Here is a 21442-nt window from a genome sequence, read left to right on the forward strand (position 1 = left end):
AAAAGTGTAGCTTACTACATAAAAGGAGAAAAGATGACACGAGAAATAAAACAAATTTCTGGAAAAAAGCGAAATTTAATGATGGCGGTGCTGCTGTTTGGTGCCTTTGTGGCGCTATTAGCAGAAACCTTTCTAAATAATGCGTTGCCAACAATTATGGCTGCGTTTGGCGTCAGCCAATCTACGGCCCAATGGCTGACAACTGCATACTTATTAGTAGTTGGGCTGATGATTCCAATGTCAGCTTGGATTTTTGAATCATTTAGTATGAAGCAAAATTATCTAACCATGATGGGAATTTTCTTTATTGGTTCGATAATTTGTGTTTTCGCACCTAATTTTTATGTTTTGTTAACAGGACGGATTATTGAGGCAATTGCGGCTGGTGGTTTAATGCCATTTATTCAGAACGTGATTTTGATGATGTTTCCACCTGAAAAGCGCGGCATGGCAATGGGAATTACGGGATTGGTCATTGGCTTTGGTCCAGCAGTAGGCCCGACAATTTCTGGCTTGATCTTAAAATATTCTGGCTGGCAGATGCTCTTTATCATTTTGAGTGTTACCAGTGGTCTTGTGGCTCTCTTGGCAATCTTTACGGTGCAAAATATTACGACACCGCACATGAGTACAACAGATGTGATTTCATTCTTAGAATCAATTTTTGGCTTCGGGCTAATTTTGTATGCTTTGTCAGAAATTGGTAACACTGGCAAAATCACGTTTACCTTAGCTCTCATTTTTATTATTGGTTTGGTAGTTATTTATCTTTTCTGCCGGAGACAATTACATTTAGAAGAACCATTACTTGATATTCGCGTTTTTAAAAATTGGCAGTTTAACCTTTGTACACTATTAAGTACAATCAGTAACTTAGCCATGGTCGGAATTGAACTGGTCTTGCCACTATATTTGCAGACAACACGCGGCGAAACAGCTTTGACTTCTGGGCTTGTAATGATGCCTGGGGCATTGTTGATGATTATCTGCAACCCAATTTCGGGGACTTTGTATGACAAGTTAGGAATTAAAAAGTTATCACTATTTGGTTTTGCAATGCTAGTTCTTGGTACGGTACCGATGCTGACTTTCAGAGCGCAAACTAGCTTAGTGATGATTGGTATATGTTACGCTTTGCGGATGGTCGGGATTTCCTTTACGATGATGACAACCTTTACCGCGGGAATTAACCAGGTACAGTCAAGCATGACGGCCCACGCCAATGCAGGCTCGTCAACAATTCGCCAGATTGGTGGGTCACTGGGAACAGCCTTGGCAATGCTGGTTGTGACTATTGGTTCTGCTAATGCAGGGGTGAATAAAGCTGCTGCTTTGGCAACAGGTTACCATTGGGGCTTTATCTTAATGCTCATCTTTGCAGTAATTGGCTTAATCGGTTCATTTGGTTTGCCAACAGCTAAAGAAGAGAATAAATAGTCTTATATAATATATAGTTATCTAATTAAATATAGCTTAATTACTTTAATAACATGCTCCTAAAAGACAGAATTTGGTTAGACATTTGAATTTTTAAAAAGTTTATATTAAAATCTTCTACGTTATAATAAATTGTGTTTGTTAGGAAGAGATAAAATGAAAAAGAGTACAAAAGTTATAACTATGATTATGGCAGTTGGTGCAATTGCAACTGGTCAACTGTTCAGTTCAAAAACTAGTATACAGGTAGCAGCAGATTCTGATGATTGGCGGACTGTTGAAGTTGGATCATTTAGTAAAATTAAACTTAACTTGAAAGAGGCAGATGTTTCGATTCATGCCGGTAGTAAGTATCAAGTCAAGTTTGATGATGACGACCACGCTCTGCATGCATCTGTCACTAAGGGTCAATTAAATGTTTCTCAAAAAGGCGGCGATGATGATGACGACGATGATGCCGATATTAGCATTACTGTTCCTAAGAGCAAATTGACGAAGATCTCAAGTACTAGTTCAGATGGCGATATTGAGTTGAAAAATCTGAAGTTAAGCAGTTTGTATATTAAAAATACTGGTGGCGACGTTGAATTTAAGAATGTCTCAGCTTCAAGTGCAAAAATTGCTTTAAAAGAAGGCGACCTCGATGTGACCAAGGGTGCATTAAAGCTGATTGCCCAATTAACTGAAGGTGACGCTGAATTTTCCGGCACAAAATTCACTGGCAATAGTACGCTAACGCTTAAGGAAGGTGATGTTGATATTAAGCATGCACCAAGTGTCAGCTACACAGCATCAACCCCTGAAGGTGATATTAAATATCATGGTTCTAACAAGGGTAAACATTTTTCAAAGACGGTTTCCGGTCAGCCTTTAGTAAAGATAACTACTAAAGAAGGCGATGTCGAAATTTCATAGTTTTATATTTGTAAATATAATACCTAGTAGGTTAAAGTATTCTAAATTGTATAGTTTAGAATACTTTTTATTTACTTAAGACAGTGCAATAAAAAGTTGCTTAAAGAAAATACTTTGATTTGTGCAATAATAAATGTAATAAAACACAACGGGAGTAATTGACAATGTTTAACTTATTTATTTTGCTGATGGAACGGCTGGGCATTATTATGCTGCTGGCATTTTTGCTTGTTAACATGCGTTTTTTTAGGAACTTAATTGAAAAAAGAACGTTAAAATCGCAAATTTGGCTGACGATTATTTTTGCAATTTTTGTTGTGATGGCGAATTTGACGGGGGTTGAGATTACTAGTTCCAAGGAAGTAGTTACGCCGTTGATTATAACGGGTTTGCCGCAATCGGATTCGATCGCCAATACGCGTATTCTAGTGATTACAGCAGCTAGTTTAACTGGTGGACCGTATGTTGGGATGATGGTTGGCCTAATAGGTGGTCTGCACCGGGTTGTCTTTGGCGGCTTTTCTGATTATTTTTATATTTTTAGTTCGGTCTTAATTGGTTATCTTGTTGGAATATGCGGCGATCGCGTTAAGGGCGACAACCTTTACCCATCAACACCATGGGTAGCTGTCTTAGCTTTTTTTGCGGAATTAATTCAGATGGCCTTCATCTTTACTTTCCATGGTATAGGTCTAGTAAACTTGATTTTTGTTCCGATGGTTCTGTTAAATACCATTGGTGCAAGTTTATTTATCGAGATTTTGAAGACCTACCTGTCAAATGAGCGCCAGTTGAGGGCGGTTCAAACTAAAGATGTTTTGGAATTAACTAACAAAACGCTGCCTTATTTTCGGAAGGGACTTGACTTTGATTCGGCCAAGCACGTTTGTCAAATTATTAAGCAATACACTAACTTTGACGCGGTAGGGCTAACCGACCGGGTTAATGTTCTGGCTCACGTTGGTGCTGGTGAAGATCACCATATTGCAGGCGAACCCGTAATAACTGATTTATCCAAGACTGCTATCTTAACGGGAAAGGAAAAGTTGGCCTATTCGAAAAAAGAAATCGGCTGTCCAGAATCATCTTGCCCATTAACCTCGGCAATTGTATTTCCTTTACGTGTTAATAATCAGACAATTGGTGCCCTTAAGCTGTACTTTTGCGAGGGGAGTAAAATGACGGTCGTTGAAGAAAACTTGGTTCGTGGGTTAGCCATGATTTTTTCAGGACAATTGGCAATTGGGATTGCCGAACAGCAGACGAGCTTACTCAATGAAGCGGAGATTAAGGCCTTGCAAGTCCAGATCAACCCGCACTTTTTCTTTAATGCGATTAACACGATTGGAGCATTAATGAGAGTGAACGTGGAAAAAGCACATCAGGCATTAATGCAGTTAAGTGTCTTTTTCAGGTCAAGTTTGCGTAATGGTCAGGAAAAGGAAGTAACGCTGAATCAGGAACGCCGGCATGTCGATTCCTATATGAGCATTGAAAAACTGCGCTTTCCTAATAAATTTACAATTGATTACCAAATTGGTGTTCCTGACGATACACTTTTGCCATCGTTTTGTCTGCAGATCTTTGTCGAAAATGCGGTGCGTCACGCATTTAAGGGCCGAAAGCAGGGTAACCGAATTATTATCCAGCTTAAAAAATTAGACAACAAGCATATGGAAATAGCGGCAATTGACAACGGTAACGGTGTTGATCCAGATGTTCTGAAATATTTAGGTAAAAAGCCGGTCAGCGAATCAAAAAAAGGCAGTGGAACGGGCACAGCACTATATAATTTGAATATGCGACTTAAGGGATTGTATGGCACTAGCAGTCAACTGCAAATTGAAACTAGTGACAGTGGTACGATTTTTAAAACGGTTATTCCATTGAAGAGTAAATCACCAGCTAGTCTGGTTGATAATAATTAATAAAGAGGTGTGAATTATGAAAATTTTATTGGTTGATGACGAGCCGCTGGCAAGAACAGAGTTAGAGTATTTAATTACCAAAAGCCCCAGTGTTAGTGGGATGGCGCTGTCTATTTATCAGGCAGAAGACATTAAGCAGGCACAGATGGAACTACTTAAAAACAAAATTGACTTAATGTTTTTGGATATTTCACTTAATGAAGAAAACGGCTTTGAATTAGCTAATGAATTGAAGCCCGCGGATTATTCACCGATTATTATTTTTTCAACGGCATATGATGAGTATGCCGTAAAGGCATTTGATGTTGGTGCTTTGGACTATGTCCTAAAGCCATTTGAGCAGGAACGGATCGATCAGGCCTTAACTAAGGTGCGAAATGTAATGGGCTCGCGTGAGCAACCGCAAATTAGTAAGGAGCAGCATCATGTGGTTAATGAAATGCTTAGCATTGAACTCGATGATCGTAATGTTGTAATTAAGAAGAACGACTTGATTATGGCGACGATTAATAGTGGTGTCTTGACAATTTCAACAGCTCAAAATAATTATGAAACTCATGAAACTTTGGCTTGGTTAAAGGAGCGCCTCAATCAGGCTAAGTTCATGCAGGTTCACCGTAATTCAATTGTTAATATTGAGGAAGTTAAAGAGGTTCAGCCGTGGTTCAATAACACATTGTTATTGGTGATGAGTAATGGTGAAAAGGTCCAGGTTGGCCGTTCATATAGAAAGGATTTAAGTCAAAGGTTAGGGATGTAAGCGCATTTAAGTGCAATAACATTCACTTTCGCTCATTTGCAGTTCACGGTCTGATTTTTGCAGTTCAGCCTAATTTTGCTCACAAACTGCCTTCTCTCTAGTATCTTTATCCGTGAAGATAAGGAAAACGCGAAAGGATGAGTAAGATGAAAAATAAAGAATCTGAACATAAATCAGCGCCGCTTTTATTCCAAATGCTGGTCTATGCAGCAATCTTGTTTGCATCACAATTAATTTCAGAAGTAATGCCGAAGAGCTTCCCGGTACCAACACCAGTTATCGGTTTAGTCCTATTATATGTACTATTAACAACTCATATTGTTAAACTTGAATGGGTTGATTCATTTGGTAGTGCCCTCATTTCATTAATTAGCTTTATGTTTGTTCCCTCTGGAATTTCCATTGCGGGTAATTTAGACATTATGAAGGCCCAAGGAGTTAAGCTAATTATAGTTATTTTATTAGCAACAGTTATCTTGTTAGTTGTAACTGCATATACAACAAGAGCATTGCTTTGGGTAAAAAAGAAGTTGACCTCAGCCAAATTAGGTTCAGTTTCTAAAGATGTTAAGACAGGAGATGGCAAATAATGGCTTATATCAGTAATCCTTTGTTCGGAGTCTTTTTATCACTGCTCGTCTTTTTAATTGGTAAGTGGTTGTTTAAAAAATCTCATGGTTTATTTATTTTCCAACCATTGTTTGTTGCAATGGTTTTGGGAATTGTAATCTTGATGGTATTAGCTAAGTGCTTTAATGTTTCAACAGCTCAAGTTTATACCCAAGCTTACAAGCCTGGTGGCGATATTATCTTTTGGTTTATTACCCCAGCCACAATTGCTTTTGCAGTGCCGTTATATAAACGTAACGACGTTGTTAAAAAGAATTGGGTTATCATCTTATTGAGCTTGATTATTGGTACCTTTATTTCATTGGTTCTGATTACCTTAGTTTCTAAGGCAGTTGGACTTGATAAAGTAGGTATCAGATCAATGCTTAGTCAGTCAGCTACAACAGCGATTGCTATGCCATTAACGACAGCAATTGGTGGTAATGCTTCAATTACGGCAATGGCCTGCATCTTGAATGCGGTTGTCATCTATGCCTTAGGTAAGCAAATGGTTAGATGGTTCAGACTTGATAGTGACCCAATGGGAACTGGCCTAGGCTTAGGTGCTGCTGGTCACACAATTGGTTCAGCTTTCGGTTTGGAACTTGGCTCTGTACAAGGGGCCATGGCAGCAGTTGCGGTTGTAGCTACTGGCTTAGTTGATAATTTGCTTGTTCCGGTTTTTGCTCATATGATGGGCTTATAGATTGGGACAGGCAAATAGGTTGTAAAAATTTATTAGTTTTATTAATATTTAGTAGCTAATGTTTACTTACACAGAAATGGACAAGACGAAAGTCTTGTCCGTTTTTTTTCTATCATAAATTAAAAACGCTCATTACAAATGAGCGTTTATTTTATCTAAGAATGTTTAGTCGGCGTGGCGCCACTTAGCATCGGTTAAGATTCGGGCCGTTAACAAGCCAATTGGCAGGGCGACCACAATCATTAATGCATTCATAATCCAATAAGCACCAACATTAATGTTAGTGATGCCAAAGTTGAAAACGGCGCGGTACATATAAAGCCCAGGTACCATGATGACAATTGCAGGGACAGTAATTGCAATTCTAGGGAAGCCCACCTTTTCGCGAACAAAGCTGGCTAATAACCCGGCAAGTAGGGAACCAATAAAGGCGGCAAGAGCTGCCGGTAAATGGTTATAGTCAACTAGACTTAGACGCAAGGTGTTAGCAATAGCACCGATTATGGCAGCCACAAGCGCCATTTGGGGCTTAGCGTTGAACATGACGGAGAAGCCAAAGACACCGCAAAAGCTTGCAATAATCCGGCAAAAGGTTAGGACAGTCGGCGTTAAATTAAGCTTCGGCATTGCGCCGGGCGTTAGGTGCAGGCTAATTGCAACGCCCCACCCAACCATTGTTGCCGTCATGATTACTAAGCAGGCATAAGCCAAGCGCTCTAGTCCTGAGCGCATATCGAGCTTAGACATGTCAAGACCAGAAGTAATGAAAGGAAAACCAGGGATAACGTAGAGCATCGCACCGATATAGCCATAAGCATGATCGTGATTCCAGCCTAAAAGTTTTTGTCCCAGCATAAAGCATAAAAAGTAAACAGCACAAGAAATGGCAACACCAACGGCGATTTTGGCAACAAGTGTAATTTTGCGTTTACTCATTTCGCCGCGCACGTAATTGCCGACTAAGGCACCAAAGAAGGTACAGATCATTTCCGGGAGACCGCCGCCTAAGAGAAAAATGAAGCTCCCACAGGCTAATCCGGCACTTAAGGCTGCAATAATCACAGGATAGTTGGCTGTGTGGCGTTCGATTTCATTTAACCGGTGATGAATTTCGCCAATTGACAAATGGTCATTATTATTTTCAAATTGGCGGACAAATTGCTCCATTTTATTTAACTTGTTCATGTTAACTTCAGTGGTCGGCAATGTTAGGGTCTGCGAATATGATTTGTTATTAACATCGAAGCAGGTATATTCGATTGAGATTAGCCCAATGTCAACTGAGCAAGTAATGTCAAGTGCACGCGCCACGGTGTTCATTGAGTCGCGCACGCGCCAAGCACCCGTGCCGCATTCCAGTAGCATAATGCCGATTCTGCCAACTAGCGACCCCTTTTCAACTAAGGTTGTGTCCTTAATTAGGGTATCATCAGGACTTTTGAAAAATTCTTTCCATTGAATTTTCATGTGGTGGCTGGCAGAAATGTGGTGTCGTCGTATCTGTGGTTCGTTTTCTTCCATTGATTAAACTTCCTTACTATTTATCAAAGACAACCTTTTAATTTTAGCACAAGAAGCCAGTCCATTTTTAGTACTAGCAAAATTGTGACGTATAATTGAATTAACTGTGATGTCTTAGGATTAATAAGGAGGATAAAATGACTGTTAAAGAAGAATTATTAGAGCGATTAGATCATGACCAAGCCGAAATGATCGAAATTCGTCGGCATTTACATGCTCACCCAGAATTATCAAATGAAGAGCAAGAAACTCATGATTATATTAAGCATTTTTATGATGGCTTAGACTGCACGGTTAAGGATTGCGGGTCAGGGTTTGGCATTACTGTAGATATTGACAGCGGCAAACCCGGACGCAAACTTGGGCTGCGGGCTGATTTTGACGGCTTGGCTGTTCAGGAAGACAATCAGCTGCCGTTTAAGTCGCAAAATTCTGGCGTAATGCATGCCTGTGGTCATGATGCTCATACTGCTTATTTAATGGTTTTAGCTAAAAATCTAATCGCACTCAAGGATAAATTGCGGGGTTCAATTAGGATTATTCATCAACCAGCCGAAGAAAAGGCTCCAAGTGGTGCTCAAGCAATGATTGCCGGCGGCGTTTTGGATAATGTTGATAATGTGATCGGGATTCACGTGATGTCAACAATGCCTGTTGGTTCGGTTGCTTATCATTTAGGTGAAAGTCAAACTGGTCGCTCGAATTTTACGGTTAAATTTATCGGCAAGGGCGGTCATGGCTCAATGCCGCAATTGTCAAATGATGCCATTGTTGCTGGATCTTACTTTGTGACTGCCTTACAAACAATCGTTTCTCGGCGAGTTGAGCCAGCCGATCATGCTAGTATTACGGTCGGTTCGTTTGATGGCGTTGGCACTAGTAATGCCATTAAAGAGGCGGTCACACTGAAGGGTGATATTCGGATCATGAAGGAAAAGACGCGGACACTTATTCATGAGCGGCTCAAGCAGTTAATTACGGGAACAGAGGCAATGTTTGGCGTTAAAGCTGAATATGAAATTATCAAGGATGTGCCAGTGCTATATAATGATCCCGATTTTACTAAGCAGGTTGTTGCCAACTTGCAAAAGGAACTGCCGAATATTCCGGAAATTAAAGAAGTCAGAGATTTTGGCGCCCAAGATCCTTCCGAAGATTTTTCTTATTATGCTCTGCAAAAGCCGTGTACTTTCTTATATGTTGGTTGTGATGTGGCTGATGGTCAGACCCATCCGCACCATAGTCCTAACTTTATGCTGGATGAACGTTGTATGTTGATTGCGGCAAAAGCAGCCGGCATGGCAACCGTTGATTATTTGTTAGATTAATTAAAAAGCGCTAATCTTTTCGGGTTAGTGCTCTTTTTATAGCTATTTATGCGCATCTTTGAATAAAAATGAATGTTTTTGAACTAAAATGATTGATTTTGGTGATGGAACCGAATACAATATGTGCAAGAGGTGGATAGAATGTTAACGCAAGAAAGGCAAAAAATTATTGAGAATTATGTGAATCAGCACGAAATGTGTCAGGTTAAGGATTTATCGACGATTACCAACACATCAGAATCGACAATTCGCCGTGATTTGATTCAGTTAGAGCAACAGGGATTACTTAAAAGAATCCATGGCGGTGCACAATCTGTGAAAAATTTCGCGCATGATGTGTCCCAGCATATTCGTTTTAGTATGAACCATGAAGCGAAAATAAAAATTGCCCGTTATGCAGTGGAACATTTTGTTCATGAAAATGATTATATCTTTATTGATGCGGGGACGACGGCTTATGAAATGGTGCCATTTTTGGCGGATATTCCTCACGTTACGATTGTGACTAATGGTCTGGAGACAGCATTAGGGGCATTAAATCATGAAATTGACACGATCTTATTAGGCGGGCGTGTCAAAGATGATACTCACGCGGTTGTTGGTCAATCAGCGATTAGGCAGCTAGAGGGGATGAAATTTGCCGCTAGCTTTGTTGGGACTAACGGGTTAGATCAGGAAGGCAACTTGACCACACCTGATCCAGAAGAAGCAGCGATGAAAAAAATGGAAATTCTGCAGGCGCGACGTACTTATGTTTTGACTGATGCTTCTAAAATTGGTGAACGCAACTTCGCGATTTTTGCTAATAGTCAAGATGTCAGCGTAATTACGGCTGACTTAACGAATGAGCAAAGGCAGATACTACCCCACGAAATTGATTTAAAGGAGGCAAAATAATGATTTATACAGTTACTGTTAATCCAGCTTTGGATTATGTCATGCAGCCGCAAAAAGTTATTCCTGGTGCAGTGAACCGTACACAAGATGCGACCTTTTTGGCTGGCGGCAAGGGCATTAATGTGTCACAAATTCTTAATCAGCTAGGAATTGAAAACACAGCTTGGGGATTTGTCGGTGGCTTTACTGGTAAGGAATTAGTGCGCCAATTGAATCAGCGCCGAATTGTCAACGATTTTGTGACCATCAAAGATTTGACGCGGGTGAACGTTAAGGTGCATGCCGAGCAGGAAACGGAAATTAATGCCGCCGGTCCCGCGATTGCACCTGCAGAAGTTGCGGCTTTTGAAGACCGCTTTAGCGATTTACAAGCTGGCGACATTGTTGTTTTAAGTGGGTCGCTGGCGCCAAATTTGCCGGTCAATTTTTATCAAAAGTTGCTGCCACTAATTAAAAAGGCTGGTGCTGAATTTGTAATTGATACAACTGGGCAAGCACTCTTAGATACTTTGAGTTATGAGCCGCTGGTAGTTAAGCCCAATCATCATGAATTGGCAGAGATGTTTAATACGACTTTTAACAGCGACCAAGAGATGCTGACTTGTGCCCGGAAGCTGCTAGACAAGGGAGCCCAAAATGTCATGGTGTCGCTGGCTGCTCAGGGAGGCTATTTAATAACGCGAGAACATGTTTATCATGCCCCGGCTGCTGTTGGTACAGCCGTTAACTCCGTTGGTGCTGGAGACTCAATGATTGCTGGCTTTGTTGGCAGTTATGTCAAGAGTGGTAATCCTAAAGAAAGTTTTCGTATTGGGATGGCCTGTGGTGCCGCGACTGCCTTTACCAAGGATATTGCGGTTAAAAGTCAGATTGATGCGGTTTTGCCGCAAATTAAGGTAGAGCAGATTTCATAAAAAGGAGAATTAGCTATGAAAATCAAAGATATTTTAGCTCCTGAATCTATGATTATGTCGCTGAAGGCAACGAATAAGGAAGATGCGATTAAGGAGATGGCCGACCTCGAAGTGCAGACCGGAATTGTCAATAATGAAGATGAATTCATTAAGTCGATTTGGGAGCGCGAAGATGAGTCGACAACTGGGATTGGCGATGGCATTGCGATGCCGCATGCGCGCAACAAGTCAATTAATAAGGCGCGGGTGTTGTTTGCTAAAAGTAAACAGGGAATTGATTATAATTCACTTGATGGCAAGCCTGTTTACCTGTTTTTCATGATTACCGCGCCAGCTGGTGCTGATAACACGCACCTTGAAGCCTTAGCTAAGTTATCGGGACTACTAATTAATCCCGATTTGGTTAGTGCACTGAAATTGGCACAAACACCTAAGGAAGTAATCGCCCTGTTTGAACAAGCTGAATCTAAGAGTGATGCCGAAAAGCAAGCGGCAAGTCAAGCAAAAAGTAGCGCCAGCAATAAGCCGCTAATTGTTGGGGTAACAGCCTGCATTAACGGGATTGCCCACACTTACATGGCGCAAGAAGCTCTGATTAAAGCCGGCAACAAGCTTGGCGCCGACGTTAGAATTGAGACTAATGGTTCAGAAGGCGTTAAGGATAAACTGACTCCTGAAGAAATCAGTCGCGCACAAGGTGTCGTGATTGCTTCCGATAAAAAGGTTGATATGCCACGTTTTGATGGCAAACCATTGATTAGTCGACCGGTAGTTGACGGGATTAATAAACCCGACGAGTTGGTTGAAACCATTCTGGACGGTAAGGCAAATGTTTATCATTCAGACAGTAAGGCTGATGATAGTGACAGCTCAAAGAAGGGCGTCTGGGGATCAATCTATCAAAATTTGATGAATGGTGTTTCTCACATGTTGCCGTTTGTTATCGGCGGCGGGATTTTGATGGCGATTTCCTTTATTGTAGAAAATTATGCCGGTGGACCAAAATCACCAGCCTTCATCTTTCTTAATAATGCCGGAAACATGGCTTTTGCCTTTATGGTGCCGATTTTGTCAGGTTATATCGCTGAGTCAATCGGTGATTTGCCGGCATTGATGCCCGGCTTTGTCGGTGGGTTTATGGCGACTGTTTATAGTGGCTCTTACGGTGGCACTTATGTAGCCAACGTAATCACTAATGCCAAATCACCGGCTGGTTTTCTGGGCGGTTTAGCTTCTGGATTTATTGCTGGATACCTAGTAGTTGGCTTAAAGAAGTTATGTACCAAGATACCAAAGTCGCTTGAGGGAATGAAGCCAATGCTGATATACCCGATATTGAGTTTGTTATTGATCGCCTTAATTATGTATTACATTGTTAACCCGATTTTCAGTAGTATTAACTTTGCGATTACTAACTTCTTAAATAAAATGGGAACCGGCAACCTGGTTGTCTTGACCATGATCTTAGCAGCGATGATGTCAATTGATATGGGTGGCCCGTTCAACAAGGCTGCTTATGTCTTTGCTTCTGGTGCCTTTGCTAATGACCCGCACTCAACGGTTGCCGCTGTGATGATGGCTGCCGTAATGGTCGGAGGGATGATACCGCCGTTTGCGACTGCGATTGCGACAACATTCTTTAAGAACAAGTACACTGAAGATGAACGCCACGCCGGTGTTACTAACTGGATCTTAGGCTTCTCCTTTATTACTGAGGGGGCAATTCCGTTTGCGGCAGCTGATGCTGGTCACGTTATTCCATCGTGTATTATTGGTTCAGCTGTTGGTGGTGCCTTAGTTGGTCTTTGGCGGATTGGTGTGCCTGCACCTCACGGCGGCTTGTGGGTATCGCCACTGGCTAACCACATTGTTTTATACTTTGTGGCAACAATTATTGGTTCGCTTGTTGCTGGAGTGATCTTAGGCTTGTGGAAAAAACCGGTGGATAAGTAAAATTGAAAATAAAAATAGAGCAGCTGACTTGCTGCTCTATTTTTGTTGGCTTTTAAGTTGACATTGATCGCATAAACCGTGAATTTCTACTTGGTAATCATCAATTTGAAATCCGACCAGCTGCACGTTCACGCTGTTAAAGTTGGGCAATGGTAACTCAATCGTGCGCCCGCATTCTTGACAAATAAAATGGCTGTGGTTAGAAGCGATAAAGTCGCATTGGAATTTGACACGGAGACCATTGGGAAACATTTTGGTTTCCACAATGCCAATTTCCTGCATTTCCTTAACATTGCGGTAAATTGTGTCGTGACTCATCTTAGAAAAATGCTGGCGTAAATGTTTATCGAGCTGGGTTAAGGATAGGTAGTAATCCGAGTACTGATAGAGATAAGTAAGCAGCTCTTGACGCTGCTTGGTTAATTTATAATGATTAGTTTTTAAAATATTTAACGCGATTGTCAATTTATCCATTAATCATGCTCCCGTGCTCGTGTGATGTGCAAAATTTAGCATTACTAGTTTAACATCTTTATTCATAAAAAACTAATCAGGTTCAAGATTGATGGTAGGTATTTTTACCAAATAGACTTAGTTACGATTTAATCTAGCTAAGGTTAGCGGCAGCTGAAATTTAAGCTGACATAGTGGCTGTTGACAAAAAATACAGATAGCGTTTAACTTAAATAGTATTAATTACGATTAAGGATGCAGCTATCTGTTAAAATCCGTTTTGCTTAACTGGTAACTACAATAGCAGCACAGATTTTAGTGTATAATGGTTTTTAATTATGATTAATACTTATATAGATTGAAATAGAATTTAGCGTAGAAAATTAACAGCGAGAAAAGAGATGGATATGAAGAAATCACAAAAATGGTTTGCTGTGGTAAGTCTATTTGCTGTCCTGATATTGACACTCAGTGGGTGCGTGCAGCAGCCAAAAAAGAGTGCCAAAATCTCAATTGTCACGACGACGAATATTTATGCAGATATTGCTCAAAATGTTGTGGGTAAATATGGTAAGGCCGATGCTATTATCAAAAAGGCGGCAATGGATCCGCACGATTTTGAACCGACAACTAACGATGCTAAGGAATTATCAATGGCAGATATTGTTGTGGCGAACGGCTTAGGTTATGATAGCTGGATGGATAAGCTATCTTCCGCGGTTGAAAAAAAGCCGGTTTGGGTTGGCGAAGACTTAATGGGCCTGAAAAAAGGTGATAATCCGCATATTTGGTACAACTTAGACATGCCAACAAAATATGTTAATTATTTAGTAGCGAAGTTAAGCAAGAAGGATCCTAAGCATGCGGCATATTACCGCAATCATGGTCAGCATTATTTGGCTAAGGTGGTCAAGATTGAAAAGATTGCCAGTAAGATTGACGGTCAAAGCAGCAAGCCAGTTTATGTAAGTGAACCCGTTTTTGACTACGCGTTGGCTGCGGCTCATCTGAAGGTGGGCGATCGCGACTTTGAACAGGCAATCCAGAATAATACTGATCCTAGTCCAGAGACAATTCAAAAAATGACGACTGCAATTAAAGAACGGAAGATCGCCTTCTTTGTTGATAATGAACAAACTTCAAGTTCAACGGTGAATAATTTTGTTAAACTGGCTCAAGAACAACAAATTCCAATTTTAAAAGTGCGGGAAACATTACCCGATAACATGACGTATCTCGATTGGATGACGGCAAATTATCAAAAGTTAGCCCAAGTGGCACGCAAATAATTAAAGGAGAACATTCAAAATGAAAAAATTAATTACGGCTTTGGCATTAGCAGCGACAGTTACCACAGCATCTCAAGCTGCTCCACTGGCAGTTCAAGTTCAAGCTAGTTCGACCAATGATCTGGCTAAGCAAGACAGTTATGGTGGTGTGACTTATGCGGACAAAATGCTGGCACAAGAGGGCATTAAGTATAATTCTTTTGCTGGAAGCGAAGTCCCTTATCGCAATGGTAAGCCAGAAGGGATTGTGATTCACGAGACGGCAACGCCAAATGCAACGGCTCATGATGAAGCAGTTTACTTTAATCGTGAATGGATGAATATCTATTCGTACGTACATGCCTTTGTTGACCGCACGGGCGTTATCCAAATGATGTCGCCTGATAATGGTACTTGGGGTGCGGGACCGCAAGCTAACGATCGTTTTATCCATGTAGAATTATGTGAGGAAAATAACGCCGCTGACTTTGCTAAAGGCGTTAATAATGATGCCATTTATGCGGCCAATCTGTTGCACCATTATGGTTTGCAGCCAGATAATGCCGTTCATGATGGCCAAGGCACAATCTGGTCACACCACGCTGTTAGTCAATTTTTGGGCGGCACTGACCACACGGATCCCGACGGTTACTTTGCCAAATGGGGTTATTCAATGGATGACTTCTATAACCTTGTGAAGTATTATTACGACCAACAGGGACCAACTGGTACTACTAGCGCAACTACTGATAAGCCAGCCAACAAGCCAGCTGATAATAAACCAGCAGCAACTTTACCTAAGCCAACTGGAACTAAAATTTTGATGCACGATGCCTTAGTCTATGATGAAAAAGGCAACGTTACCGATGCCGCAATGAAAAAGGCCGGTACTAAGTTAACTTTGTATGGCGACCAGACAATTGACGGCAGAAAATATCTGCAAATTGGTTCAAATCAATTTGTTGTTGCCAGCAACGTTGAGGGCAAGTTGCGTCAAATTAGACATAATGCTTATCTATACAATGCTAATGGCTATCGAATTGGCAGCAGTAAACTATATCGGCGTAACTATGTAAGAACTTACGGCGGCAGAGTGAAGATTGCGGGTCACAAGTACTACCAGATTGATGTTAATGAATTTGTTAAAGTTGGTAATTTTTAGGGTAAGATAGGAAGAAGTGCAAGCGTGGCCGATATTTTAGAAGTAAATAATCTCGGGATGAGATTTGATAAACAGAAAGTTTTTACTGATCTAAGTTTCAAATTAAAAGCGGGCTCGATGACAGCACTTTTGGGCCCTAATGGTGCTGGTAAGACGACGCTGATTAATATTTTGATGAAGATGCTGGCCCAGACAAGTGGATCATTTAAGTTCGCCCAGGGGGTTCGGTTAGGTTATGTACCACAATTTCGCAATATCGATGCGGAATATCCATTGTCAATTGAGGCCTTTATCGCGTTAAACACGCCGGTGATTAAAACCGGTAAAATTAAGCAGGCGATTAAAACCCAACTTGAAGAAACTAATTTATACCCTATTAGAAATACTCGAATGGGCGAAGCTTCTGGTGGGCAAAAGCAGCGCGCATACTTGGCGCAGGCTCTGCTTGATAATCCCAACGTGATTATTTTGGATGAAGCAACTGCCAGTCTTGACCCGGTAGCTAAAGATGAATTGATGGGTCTAATTCAGCATTTAAATGAAAAACATCAAATTACCGTTTTATTTGTGACCCATGATGTGCCGCTGGCACGTAAATATATGAAGGATTATCTGTATTTAAATTCTGGTACGATTGAGCAGGGCAAGATGGCTCAGTTTGAGGAGGCGTACGAATAATGTTTGCATTACCATTTATGCGCAACGCCTTTTTGGCCAGCACGTTTATTGCCATCACTTGTGGGACTGTTGGCGTCTATGTCGTGGCTCGTAATTTTAGCTTTTTGGCGCATACTTTGTCGGAAATTGGCTTTGCTGGCGCGGCGTTTGCTGTATGGCTAGGGATAGATCCGTTGTGGGGGATGCTTTTGTTTACCTTGATGGGATCAATCAGTGTTGGTGAACTATCGCTGCATAGTGAGCAAAAAGAATCGTCAATTAGTGCAATTTCTGCCTTGTTTATTGGACTAGGTGTTTTATTTTTGGCTATTTCTGGTGCTAATAGTAATTATGCGACGAATATTTTATTCGGCAGTATTATTGGTGTTGACCGTCAAGGCGTGATTCAATTAGTTGGTTTGTCAGTAATTGTTTTGCTGTTAATCTTTGCGATTCAACGACAATTAAACTTTGATTCGTTTGACCATATTGGTGCATTAGCTCATGGGGTAAAGACGGGCATGGTCAGCCTGATTTTTCTGATTGCATTAGCGATGTCGGTTTCGGTTGGTGCCCAAATTGTGGGTTCACTATTAGTGTTTATATTACTGACATTGCCGCCGGCAACTGCTAACTATCTTGGCAAGACGGTTGGTTCAATGATTGCCTGGTCAGTCTTCTTTGCTTTAGTTGGTGTCTGGCTAGGATTGTATTTAGGTTTTGTAACTAATCTGCCGGTAACTTTTTTTATTGCCGTCATTGAAGTTTTTATTTATCTTGTTACTTATTTCACTCATTTAATTAGGTATAATTTATAAGGGAAGATCAAAATTAGAAAGTGATTTACAGGTCGCTTTCTTTTTGCTTGTGAAAAAACAAGCAGTCTTATTGGCGTTATTTTAACATTCTTGAGAAATTTCACTAACTACTGTAAGCATTTGCATGTATAATAGAGATGTAAAAGTTTTACATAAAGGAGTTTTTAAAATGACAGCATATTATAATGGATTTCCCCAAAGTGATCGTGACGAAGCTATTAATATGATTAACGTTGATGAGCTTGAGGAACGTGCAAAAGAAGTCATGCCAGAAGGCGCATACTATTATATTGCCTCGGGTTCAGAAAATGAGTGGACATGGCGGAACAATACCTCTGCTTTTAATCATTTTCAAATTGTACCGCGGGCTTTAACTAATATGGATAATCCGCAAACTGATACTGAATTTATGGGGATGAATTTGAAGACCCCAATTATGATTTCACCTATTGCTTGTCATGGAATTGCTCATAAGGATGCCGAAGTTGCTACTCAAAAGGGTGCAGCAGCAGCTGGAGCATTATTCTCATCAAGTACTTATGGCAATAAGAGTGTTGAAGAAATTGCAGCAGCAGCCCCAGGCGCACCACGTTTCTTCCAACTTTACTTAAGTAAAGATTGGGAATTTAACAAGATGGTCTTTGATGCAATTAAGAAGGCTGGTTACAATGGTATCTTCTTAACTGTTGATGCTTTGGTATCAGGCTATCGTGAAGCTAACTTGAGAACTCAATTTGCTTATCCAGTACCACTAGACTTCTTTACTCGTTACCAAGGTGGTAAGGGTGAAGGTCAAACCGTTGCCCAAATGTATGCTTCATCTGCACAAAAGATTGGTCCAGATGATGTTAAACGGATTAAGGAAATGTCAGGTCTTCCAGTCTTCGTTAAGGGTGTAGTTTGTGCTGAAGATGCATACTTAGCAATGGGTGCTGGTGCTGACGGTATTTACGTTACTAACCATGGTGGCCGTGAAGTTGATAGTGGTCCTGCAACAATTGATATGTTGCCAGAAATCGCCAAGGCAGTAAATCACCGTGTACCAATTATCTTTGATTCTGGTGTTCGTCGTGGTTCACATGTCTTCAAGGCTTTAGCTTTAGGTGCTGACCTTGTTGGTATCGGCCGTCCTTACCTTTATGCATTAGCTCTTGGTGGTGCTAAGGGTGTTGAATCAGTTATTAAACAATTGAACGATGAATTAGTAATTGATATGCAATTAACTGGCTGCAAGACAATTGAAGATGTTAAGAAAGCACGTTTGACACATTTCAATTACACCACTGATGATTTGAAGTCAAACACAGATCCTTCAAGAATTAAGCCTTACCCTGTAACTAAGGATAACCAAATGAAGGAAGACGAATCAGACGCTGTTTCTGGTGCTTCACAAGCTTAATTAATTTAAAAAATAAAAACTGATGGGGAACATTCTTCATCAGTTTTTATTTGCAAAGGTTGGCTGAATTTAGTTTTACTAAATAATTGCTAATCTCACTTATTAATCATTATTTTTTAACATTCAGTCAAAAAATAATGGACAATCCAGATTTTTCTGTTATAATTGCTAGTTAAATAGCTTAGGAGTAGTAATTCATTTTTCTATTAAGCGAATTTGCGTAGAGTGGAAGGCAAATTAGAAGATGGATGAAGGCGTGCTTAGGCAATAATGCAGTCAATTAATAAGCGGATACTTTGTATCAATAAGAGTGGTACCGCGGGTAAAAACTCGTCTCTTCTTACAAGAATGTAAGAAGGGGCGAGTTTTTTTATATCTAGGAGGTTAAAAATGAATTTAGAAAATAAACGACGATATAACCAAGAGAGTTCATTTTTAATCAGATTAAGAGCAAGAAGTGAGGAATAAGCAATGAAAAAGGCAATTAAATGGCTCAAGGCTGCCTTAGTAATGCTGGTAACACTGACTATGTTAGTCAATTGTGTTAGCGGTGTGCAGGCAGCTCAAGCACCAAAAGCAACAGATAATTATTTACAAAAGGTCAAACAAAAGGGCGAGTTGATTATGGGGACTAGTCCCGACTTTCCGCCTTATGAATTTGTAAAGAATGTTAATGGTAAGTCAAAAGTATATGGCATGGACATTGAGGTCGGTAAAAAGATTGCCCATGACATGGGTGTTAAGCTCGTTGTTAAGACCATGGACTTTGATTCGCTGCTGGTAGCTCTAGAAACTGGCAAAGTTGACATGGTTATTTCCGGGATGTCGGCTTCACCTAAACGGGCAAAGAGCGTTGCCTTCAGTCAGGTCTATTATGCCAGTGGTCAAGATTTGATTATCAGAAAAGCCGATGCAGGCAAGTACCACGATTTTCATTCCTTTGATGGTAAAGCAATTGCCGCCCAAACAGGTAGTTTACAAAGTGATTTAATTAAGAAGCAAGCACCCAAGGTCACGCTGAAAACAATGGATAAAGATAGCGACCTGATTTTGGCATTGCAGACACATAAGTTTGATGCGGTTGCAGTTGATTCAGCTTCAGCCGATGCTTATGTTAAAAATACAACGGGGATTATCAATATTCGTTCGGGCTTCAAGGATAAGTCAGTTGGCTCATCCGTTGCCTTTCATAAGGGTGCCCAAAGTTTAGTCAATGCGGCTAATAAGTCAATTGATGAAATTAAAGCAAAAGACCTAATTAAAAAAGACTATCTGCCAATGGCAGGTAAATACTTGGCATCAAATGGCAAGTCTAAAAAATCGGCTAAAATTGATAATTCCATGTGGGCATACAAAGACTTCTTTGTCGCTGGCGTGGGCTACACCTTGTTTATTTCTGTAATTTCTGTCTTCTTTGGCTTCTTATTAGGTGCAATTCTTGCCTTAATGCGTCTGAGCCGTAATAAAGTTGCCCATTCAATTGCCACGGCTTATATTGAATTTGTTCGTGGTACACCACTGATGGTGCAATTGCTCTTTATTTACTTTGGCTTGGGACTGGTGGTTAATATTCCGGCATTATTATCTGGGATTATTGCAGTTTCACTTAATTCGGCATCGTATGTTGCGGAGGTTATTCGTTCAGGGATTAACTCAATTGCCCCCGGACAAACCGAAGCTTCGCGGTCCTTGGGAATGTCAAGAACAGAAACAATGCGTTACGTCATTATGCCGCAGGCAATGAAAAATATTTGGCCAGCTCTGGGGAATGAATTTGTTTCCTTAATTAAGGAAAGTTCAATCGTATCGGTTATCGGGGTTAAAGATTTGATTTACCAATCAAGAATCGTGCAGGCCGATACTTACCGGGGCGTAATGCCATTAGTAATTACGATGATTCTATACTTTATCATTACGTTTAGTTTGTCTAGTCTGATGAAAGTATTTGAAGGGAAGATGAAACATGAGTAACGAACAACCACTGATTAAAGTTGAGCATTTAAAAAAGACTTTTGGTAATAACGAAGTTTTAAAAGATATTAACGCTGAAGTTAAAGATGGTCAGGTTATCTGTTTGATTGGACCATCAGGCGCTGGTAAAAGTACCTTCTTGCGGTGTTTGAATTTACTGGACCAACCAACTTCTGGGAAGGTAATTTTTGAAGATAAAGAATTAACTGCCTTAAGTGAAGATGAACTGAATACTTTGCGGGAAAAGATGGGCATGGTGTTCCAGCAATTTAACCTCTTCCCACATATGAGTGTTTTGGAAAACTTAAAACTGGCACCGATGAAGGTCAAGCATGTGACTGATGAAGCGGCAACTACTAAGGCAAAAGAGTTACTTGCGCAAGTTGGACTGGCTGATAAGGCTGATGCGTTTCCTAGTAGTCTATCGGGAGGTCAGCAGCAACGGGTCGCGATAGCGCGGGCACTGGCAATGGATCCAGAAATGATGCTGTTTGATGAACCAACCTCGGCACTTGATCCAGAAATGGTTGGCGAAGTACTGAAGGTTATGCAGGATTTGGCTCAAAAAGGGATGACGATGGTTGTTGTTACCCACGAAATGGGCTTTGCCAAGAATGTCGCCAATCAAGTTTGGTTTATGGCGGACGGTTATATTCAGGAGAAGGCAACACCAAGTGAGTTCTTTGCTCACCCAAAGACCGAACGGGCACAGGACTTTTTGGCTAAAGTGTTGGAAGCATAGAGGC

At 40.7% G+C, this 21442-nt stretch carries 19 protein-coding genes; 17 read left to right on the forward strand and 2 right to left on the reverse strand.

All coding sequences use genetic code 11. From position 1 onward, the window contains the following. The first annotated feature begins 33 nt into the window (after positions 1-33). The 6 genes from PT278_RS03580 to PT278_RS03605 all read left to right on the forward strand — a co-directional run bounded on the left by PT278_RS03580 (position 34) and on the right by PT278_RS03605 (position 6355). Positions 34-1437 carry an MDR family MFS transporter gene (locus tag PT278_RS03580; protein WP_277130360.1) on the forward strand — a complete coding sequence of 468 codons (1404 nt, stop codon included), beginning with the start codon at positions 34-36 and terminating at the stop codon, positions 1435-1437. Between the two features lie 156 nt (positions 1438-1593). Further along, complete coding sequence (locus tag PT278_RS03585; RefSeq protein WP_277130362.1) at positions 1594-2352, forward strand: DUF4097 family beta strand repeat-containing protein; 759 nt, start codon at positions 1594-1596, stop codon at positions 2350-2352. Between the two features lie 164 nt (positions 2353-2516). After that, entirely contained in the window at positions 2517-4280 is a 1764-nt protein-coding gene (locus tag PT278_RS03590; protein WP_277130364.1) for a LytS/YhcK type 5TM receptor domain-containing protein, read from the forward strand. A 16-nt stretch (positions 4281-4296) separates the two neighbouring features. Further along, positions 4297-5040, forward strand: a complete 744-nt coding sequence (locus tag PT278_RS03595) for a LytTR family transcriptional regulator DNA-binding domain-containing protein (RefSeq protein ID WP_277130366.1) — start codon at positions 4297-4299, stop codon at positions 5038-5040. A gap of 146 nt (positions 5041-5186) precedes the next feature. Continuing rightward, entirely contained in the window at positions 5187-5630 is a 444-nt protein-coding gene (locus tag PT278_RS03600) for a CidA/LrgA family protein (protein ID WP_277130368.1), read from the forward strand. Continuing rightward, complete coding sequence (locus PT278_RS03605) at positions 5630-6355, forward strand: LrgB family protein (protein WP_277130370.1); 726 nt, start codon at positions 5630-5632, stop codon at positions 6353-6355. Before PT278_RS03600 ends, PT278_RS03605 begins: the two co-directional genes overlap by 1 nt. A 165-nt stretch (positions 6356-6520) precedes the next feature. Here PT278_RS03605 and PT278_RS03610 read toward each other — a convergent pair whose 3' ends face one another. Then, on the reverse strand, positions 6521-7876 hold the full coding sequence (locus PT278_RS03610; protein ID WP_277130372.1) for a threonine/serine exporter family protein: 1356 nt from the start codon (positions 7874-7876) through the stop codon (positions 6521-6523). Positions 7877-8013: 137 nt separating this feature from the next. Between PT278_RS03610 and PT278_RS03615 the strand changes: the two genes are divergently transcribed. From PT278_RS03615 to PT278_RS03630, 4 genes are all read left to right on the forward strand, one after another. Further along, entirely contained in the window at positions 8014-9204 is a 1191-nt protein-coding gene (locus PT278_RS03615) for an amidohydrolase (RefSeq protein ID WP_277130374.1), read from the forward strand. A 141-nt stretch (positions 9205-9345) separates the two neighbouring features. After that, the gene (locus tag PT278_RS03620) at positions 9346-10101 is read left to right on the forward strand and encodes a DeoR/GlpR family DNA-binding transcription regulator (protein ID WP_277130376.1); all 756 of its coding nucleotides are present in this window, start codon (positions 9346-9348) and stop codon (positions 10099-10101) included. Further along, the gene (pfkB, locus tag PT278_RS03625) at positions 10101-11015 is read left to right on the forward strand and encodes a 1-phosphofructokinase (RefSeq protein ID WP_277130377.1); all 915 of its coding nucleotides are present in this window, start codon (positions 10101-10103) and stop codon (positions 11013-11015) included. The genes PT278_RS03620 and pfkB overlap by 1 nt, the downstream gene beginning before the upstream one ends. 15 nt (positions 11016-11030) lie before the next feature. Beyond that, positions 11031-12968: a fructose-specific PTS transporter subunit EIIC gene (locus PT278_RS03630; protein ID WP_277130379.1), complete on the forward strand. Its 1938-nt coding sequence runs from the start codon at positions 11031-11033 to the stop codon at positions 12966-12968. A 36-nt stretch (positions 12969-13004) separates the two neighbouring features. On the opposite strand, the gene PT278_RS03635 is transcribed toward PT278_RS03630, so the two are convergent. Beyond that, positions 13005-13442, reverse strand: coding sequence for a Fur family transcriptional regulator (locus tag PT278_RS03635; RefSeq protein WP_277130381.1), 438 nt, complete (start codon positions 13440-13442; stop codon positions 13005-13007). 386 nt (positions 13443-13828) lie between these two features. Here PT278_RS03635 and PT278_RS03640 point away from each other — a divergent pair, with 386 nt between their 5' ends. The 7 genes from PT278_RS03640 (at position 13829) to PT278_RS03670 (ending at position 21438) form a co-directional block, all read left to right on the forward strand. Next, positions 13829-14710, forward strand: a complete 882-nt coding sequence (locus tag PT278_RS03640; RefSeq protein WP_277130383.1) for a zinc ABC transporter substrate-binding protein — start codon at positions 13829-13831, stop codon at positions 14708-14710. A 19-nt stretch (positions 14711-14729) separates the two neighbouring features. Beyond that, positions 14730-15851, forward strand: a complete 1122-nt coding sequence (locus PT278_RS03645; protein ID WP_277130385.1) for an SLAP domain-containing protein — start codon at positions 14730-14732, stop codon at positions 15849-15851. Positions 15852-15908: 57 nt separating this feature from the next. Next, on the forward strand, positions 15909-16529 hold the full coding sequence (locus tag PT278_RS03650; protein WP_277130698.1) for an ATP-binding cassette domain-containing protein: 621 nt from the start codon (positions 15909-15911) through the stop codon (positions 16527-16529). Continuing rightward, positions 16529-17326, forward strand: coding sequence for a metal ABC transporter permease (locus PT278_RS03655; RefSeq protein WP_277130387.1), 798 nt, complete (start codon positions 16529-16531; stop codon positions 17324-17326). The genes PT278_RS03650 and PT278_RS03655 overlap by 1 nt, the downstream gene beginning before the upstream one ends. Before the next feature lie 169 nt (positions 17327-17495). Further along, entirely contained in the window at positions 17496-18725 is a 1230-nt protein-coding gene (locus tag PT278_RS03660) for a lactate oxidase (RefSeq protein ID WP_277130389.1), read from the forward strand. 471 nt (positions 18726-19196) lie between these two features. Further along, positions 19197-20696: an ABC transporter substrate-binding protein/permease gene (locus PT278_RS03665; protein WP_277130391.1), complete on the forward strand. Its 1500-nt coding sequence runs from the start codon at positions 19197-19199 to the stop codon at positions 20694-20696. Then, positions 20689-21438, forward strand: coding sequence for an amino acid ABC transporter ATP-binding protein (locus PT278_RS03670; RefSeq protein WP_277130393.1), 750 nt, complete (start codon positions 20689-20691; stop codon positions 21436-21438). Before PT278_RS03665 ends, PT278_RS03670 begins: the two co-directional genes overlap by 8 nt. Positions 21439-21442 lie beyond the last annotated feature (4 nt).

It is taken from the genome of Lactobacillus sp. ESL0703, from assembly GCF_029433435.1.
GTDB lineage: Bacteria > Bacillota > Bacilli > Lactobacillales > Lactobacillaceae > Lactobacillus.

Coding starts and splice junctions, on each gene's coding strand:
- PT278_RS03580 (WP_277130360.1), top strand. CDS start 34: ATGACACGAGAAATAAAACAAATTTCTGGAAAAAAGCGAAATTTAATG.
- PT278_RS03585 (WP_277130362.1), top strand. CDS start 1,594: ATGAAAAAGAGTACAAAAGTTATAACTATGATTATGGCAGTTGGTGCA.
- PT278_RS03590 (WP_277130364.1), top strand. CDS start 2,517: ATGTTTAACTTATTTATTTTGCTGATGGAACGGCTGGGCATTATTATG.
- PT278_RS03595 (WP_277130366.1), top strand. CDS start 4,297: ATGAAAATTTTATTGGTTGATGACGAGCCGCTGGCAAGAACAGAGTTA.
- PT278_RS03600 (WP_277130368.1), top strand. CDS start 5,187: ATGAAAAATAAAGAATCTGAACATAAATCAGCGCCGCTTTTATTCCAA.
- PT278_RS03605 (WP_277130370.1), top strand. CDS start 5,630: ATGGCTTATATCAGTAATCCTTTGTTCGGAGTCTTTTTATCACTGCTC.
- PT278_RS03610 (WP_277130372.1), bottom strand. CDS start 7,876: ATGGAAGAAAACGAACCACAGATACGACGACACCACATTTCTGCCAGC.
- PT278_RS03615 (WP_277130374.1), top strand. CDS start 8,014: ATGACTGTTAAAGAAGAATTATTAGAGCGATTAGATCATGACCAAGCC.
- PT278_RS03620 (WP_277130376.1), top strand. CDS start 9,346: ATGTTAACGCAAGAAAGGCAAAAAATTATTGAGAATTATGTGAATCAG.
- pfkB (WP_277130377.1), top strand. CDS start 10,101: ATGATTTATACAGTTACTGTTAATCCAGCTTTGGATTATGTCATGCAG.
- PT278_RS03630 (WP_277130379.1), top strand. CDS start 11,031: ATGAAAATCAAAGATATTTTAGCTCCTGAATCTATGATTATGTCGCTG.
- PT278_RS03635 (WP_277130381.1), bottom strand. CDS start 13,442: ATGGATAAATTGACAATCGCGTTAAATATTTTAAAAACTAATCATTAT.
- PT278_RS03640 (WP_277130383.1), top strand. CDS start 13,829: ATGAAGAAATCACAAAAATGGTTTGCTGTGGTAAGTCTATTTGCTGTC.
- PT278_RS03645 (WP_277130385.1), top strand. CDS start 14,730: ATGAAAAAATTAATTACGGCTTTGGCATTAGCAGCGACAGTTACCACA.
- PT278_RS03650 (WP_277130698.1), top strand. CDS start 15,909: ATGAGATTTGATAAACAGAAAGTTTTTACTGATCTAAGTTTCAAATTA.
- PT278_RS03655 (WP_277130387.1), top strand. CDS start 16,529: ATGTTTGCATTACCATTTATGCGCAACGCCTTTTTGGCCAGCACGTTT.
- PT278_RS03660 (WP_277130389.1), top strand. CDS start 17,496: ATGACAGCATATTATAATGGATTTCCCCAAAGTGATCGTGACGAAGCT.
- PT278_RS03665 (WP_277130391.1), top strand. CDS start 19,197: ATGAAAAAGGCAATTAAATGGCTCAAGGCTGCCTTAGTAATGCTGGTA.
- PT278_RS03670 (WP_277130393.1), top strand. CDS start 20,689: ATGAGTAACGAACAACCACTGATTAAAGTTGAGCATTTAAAAAAGACT.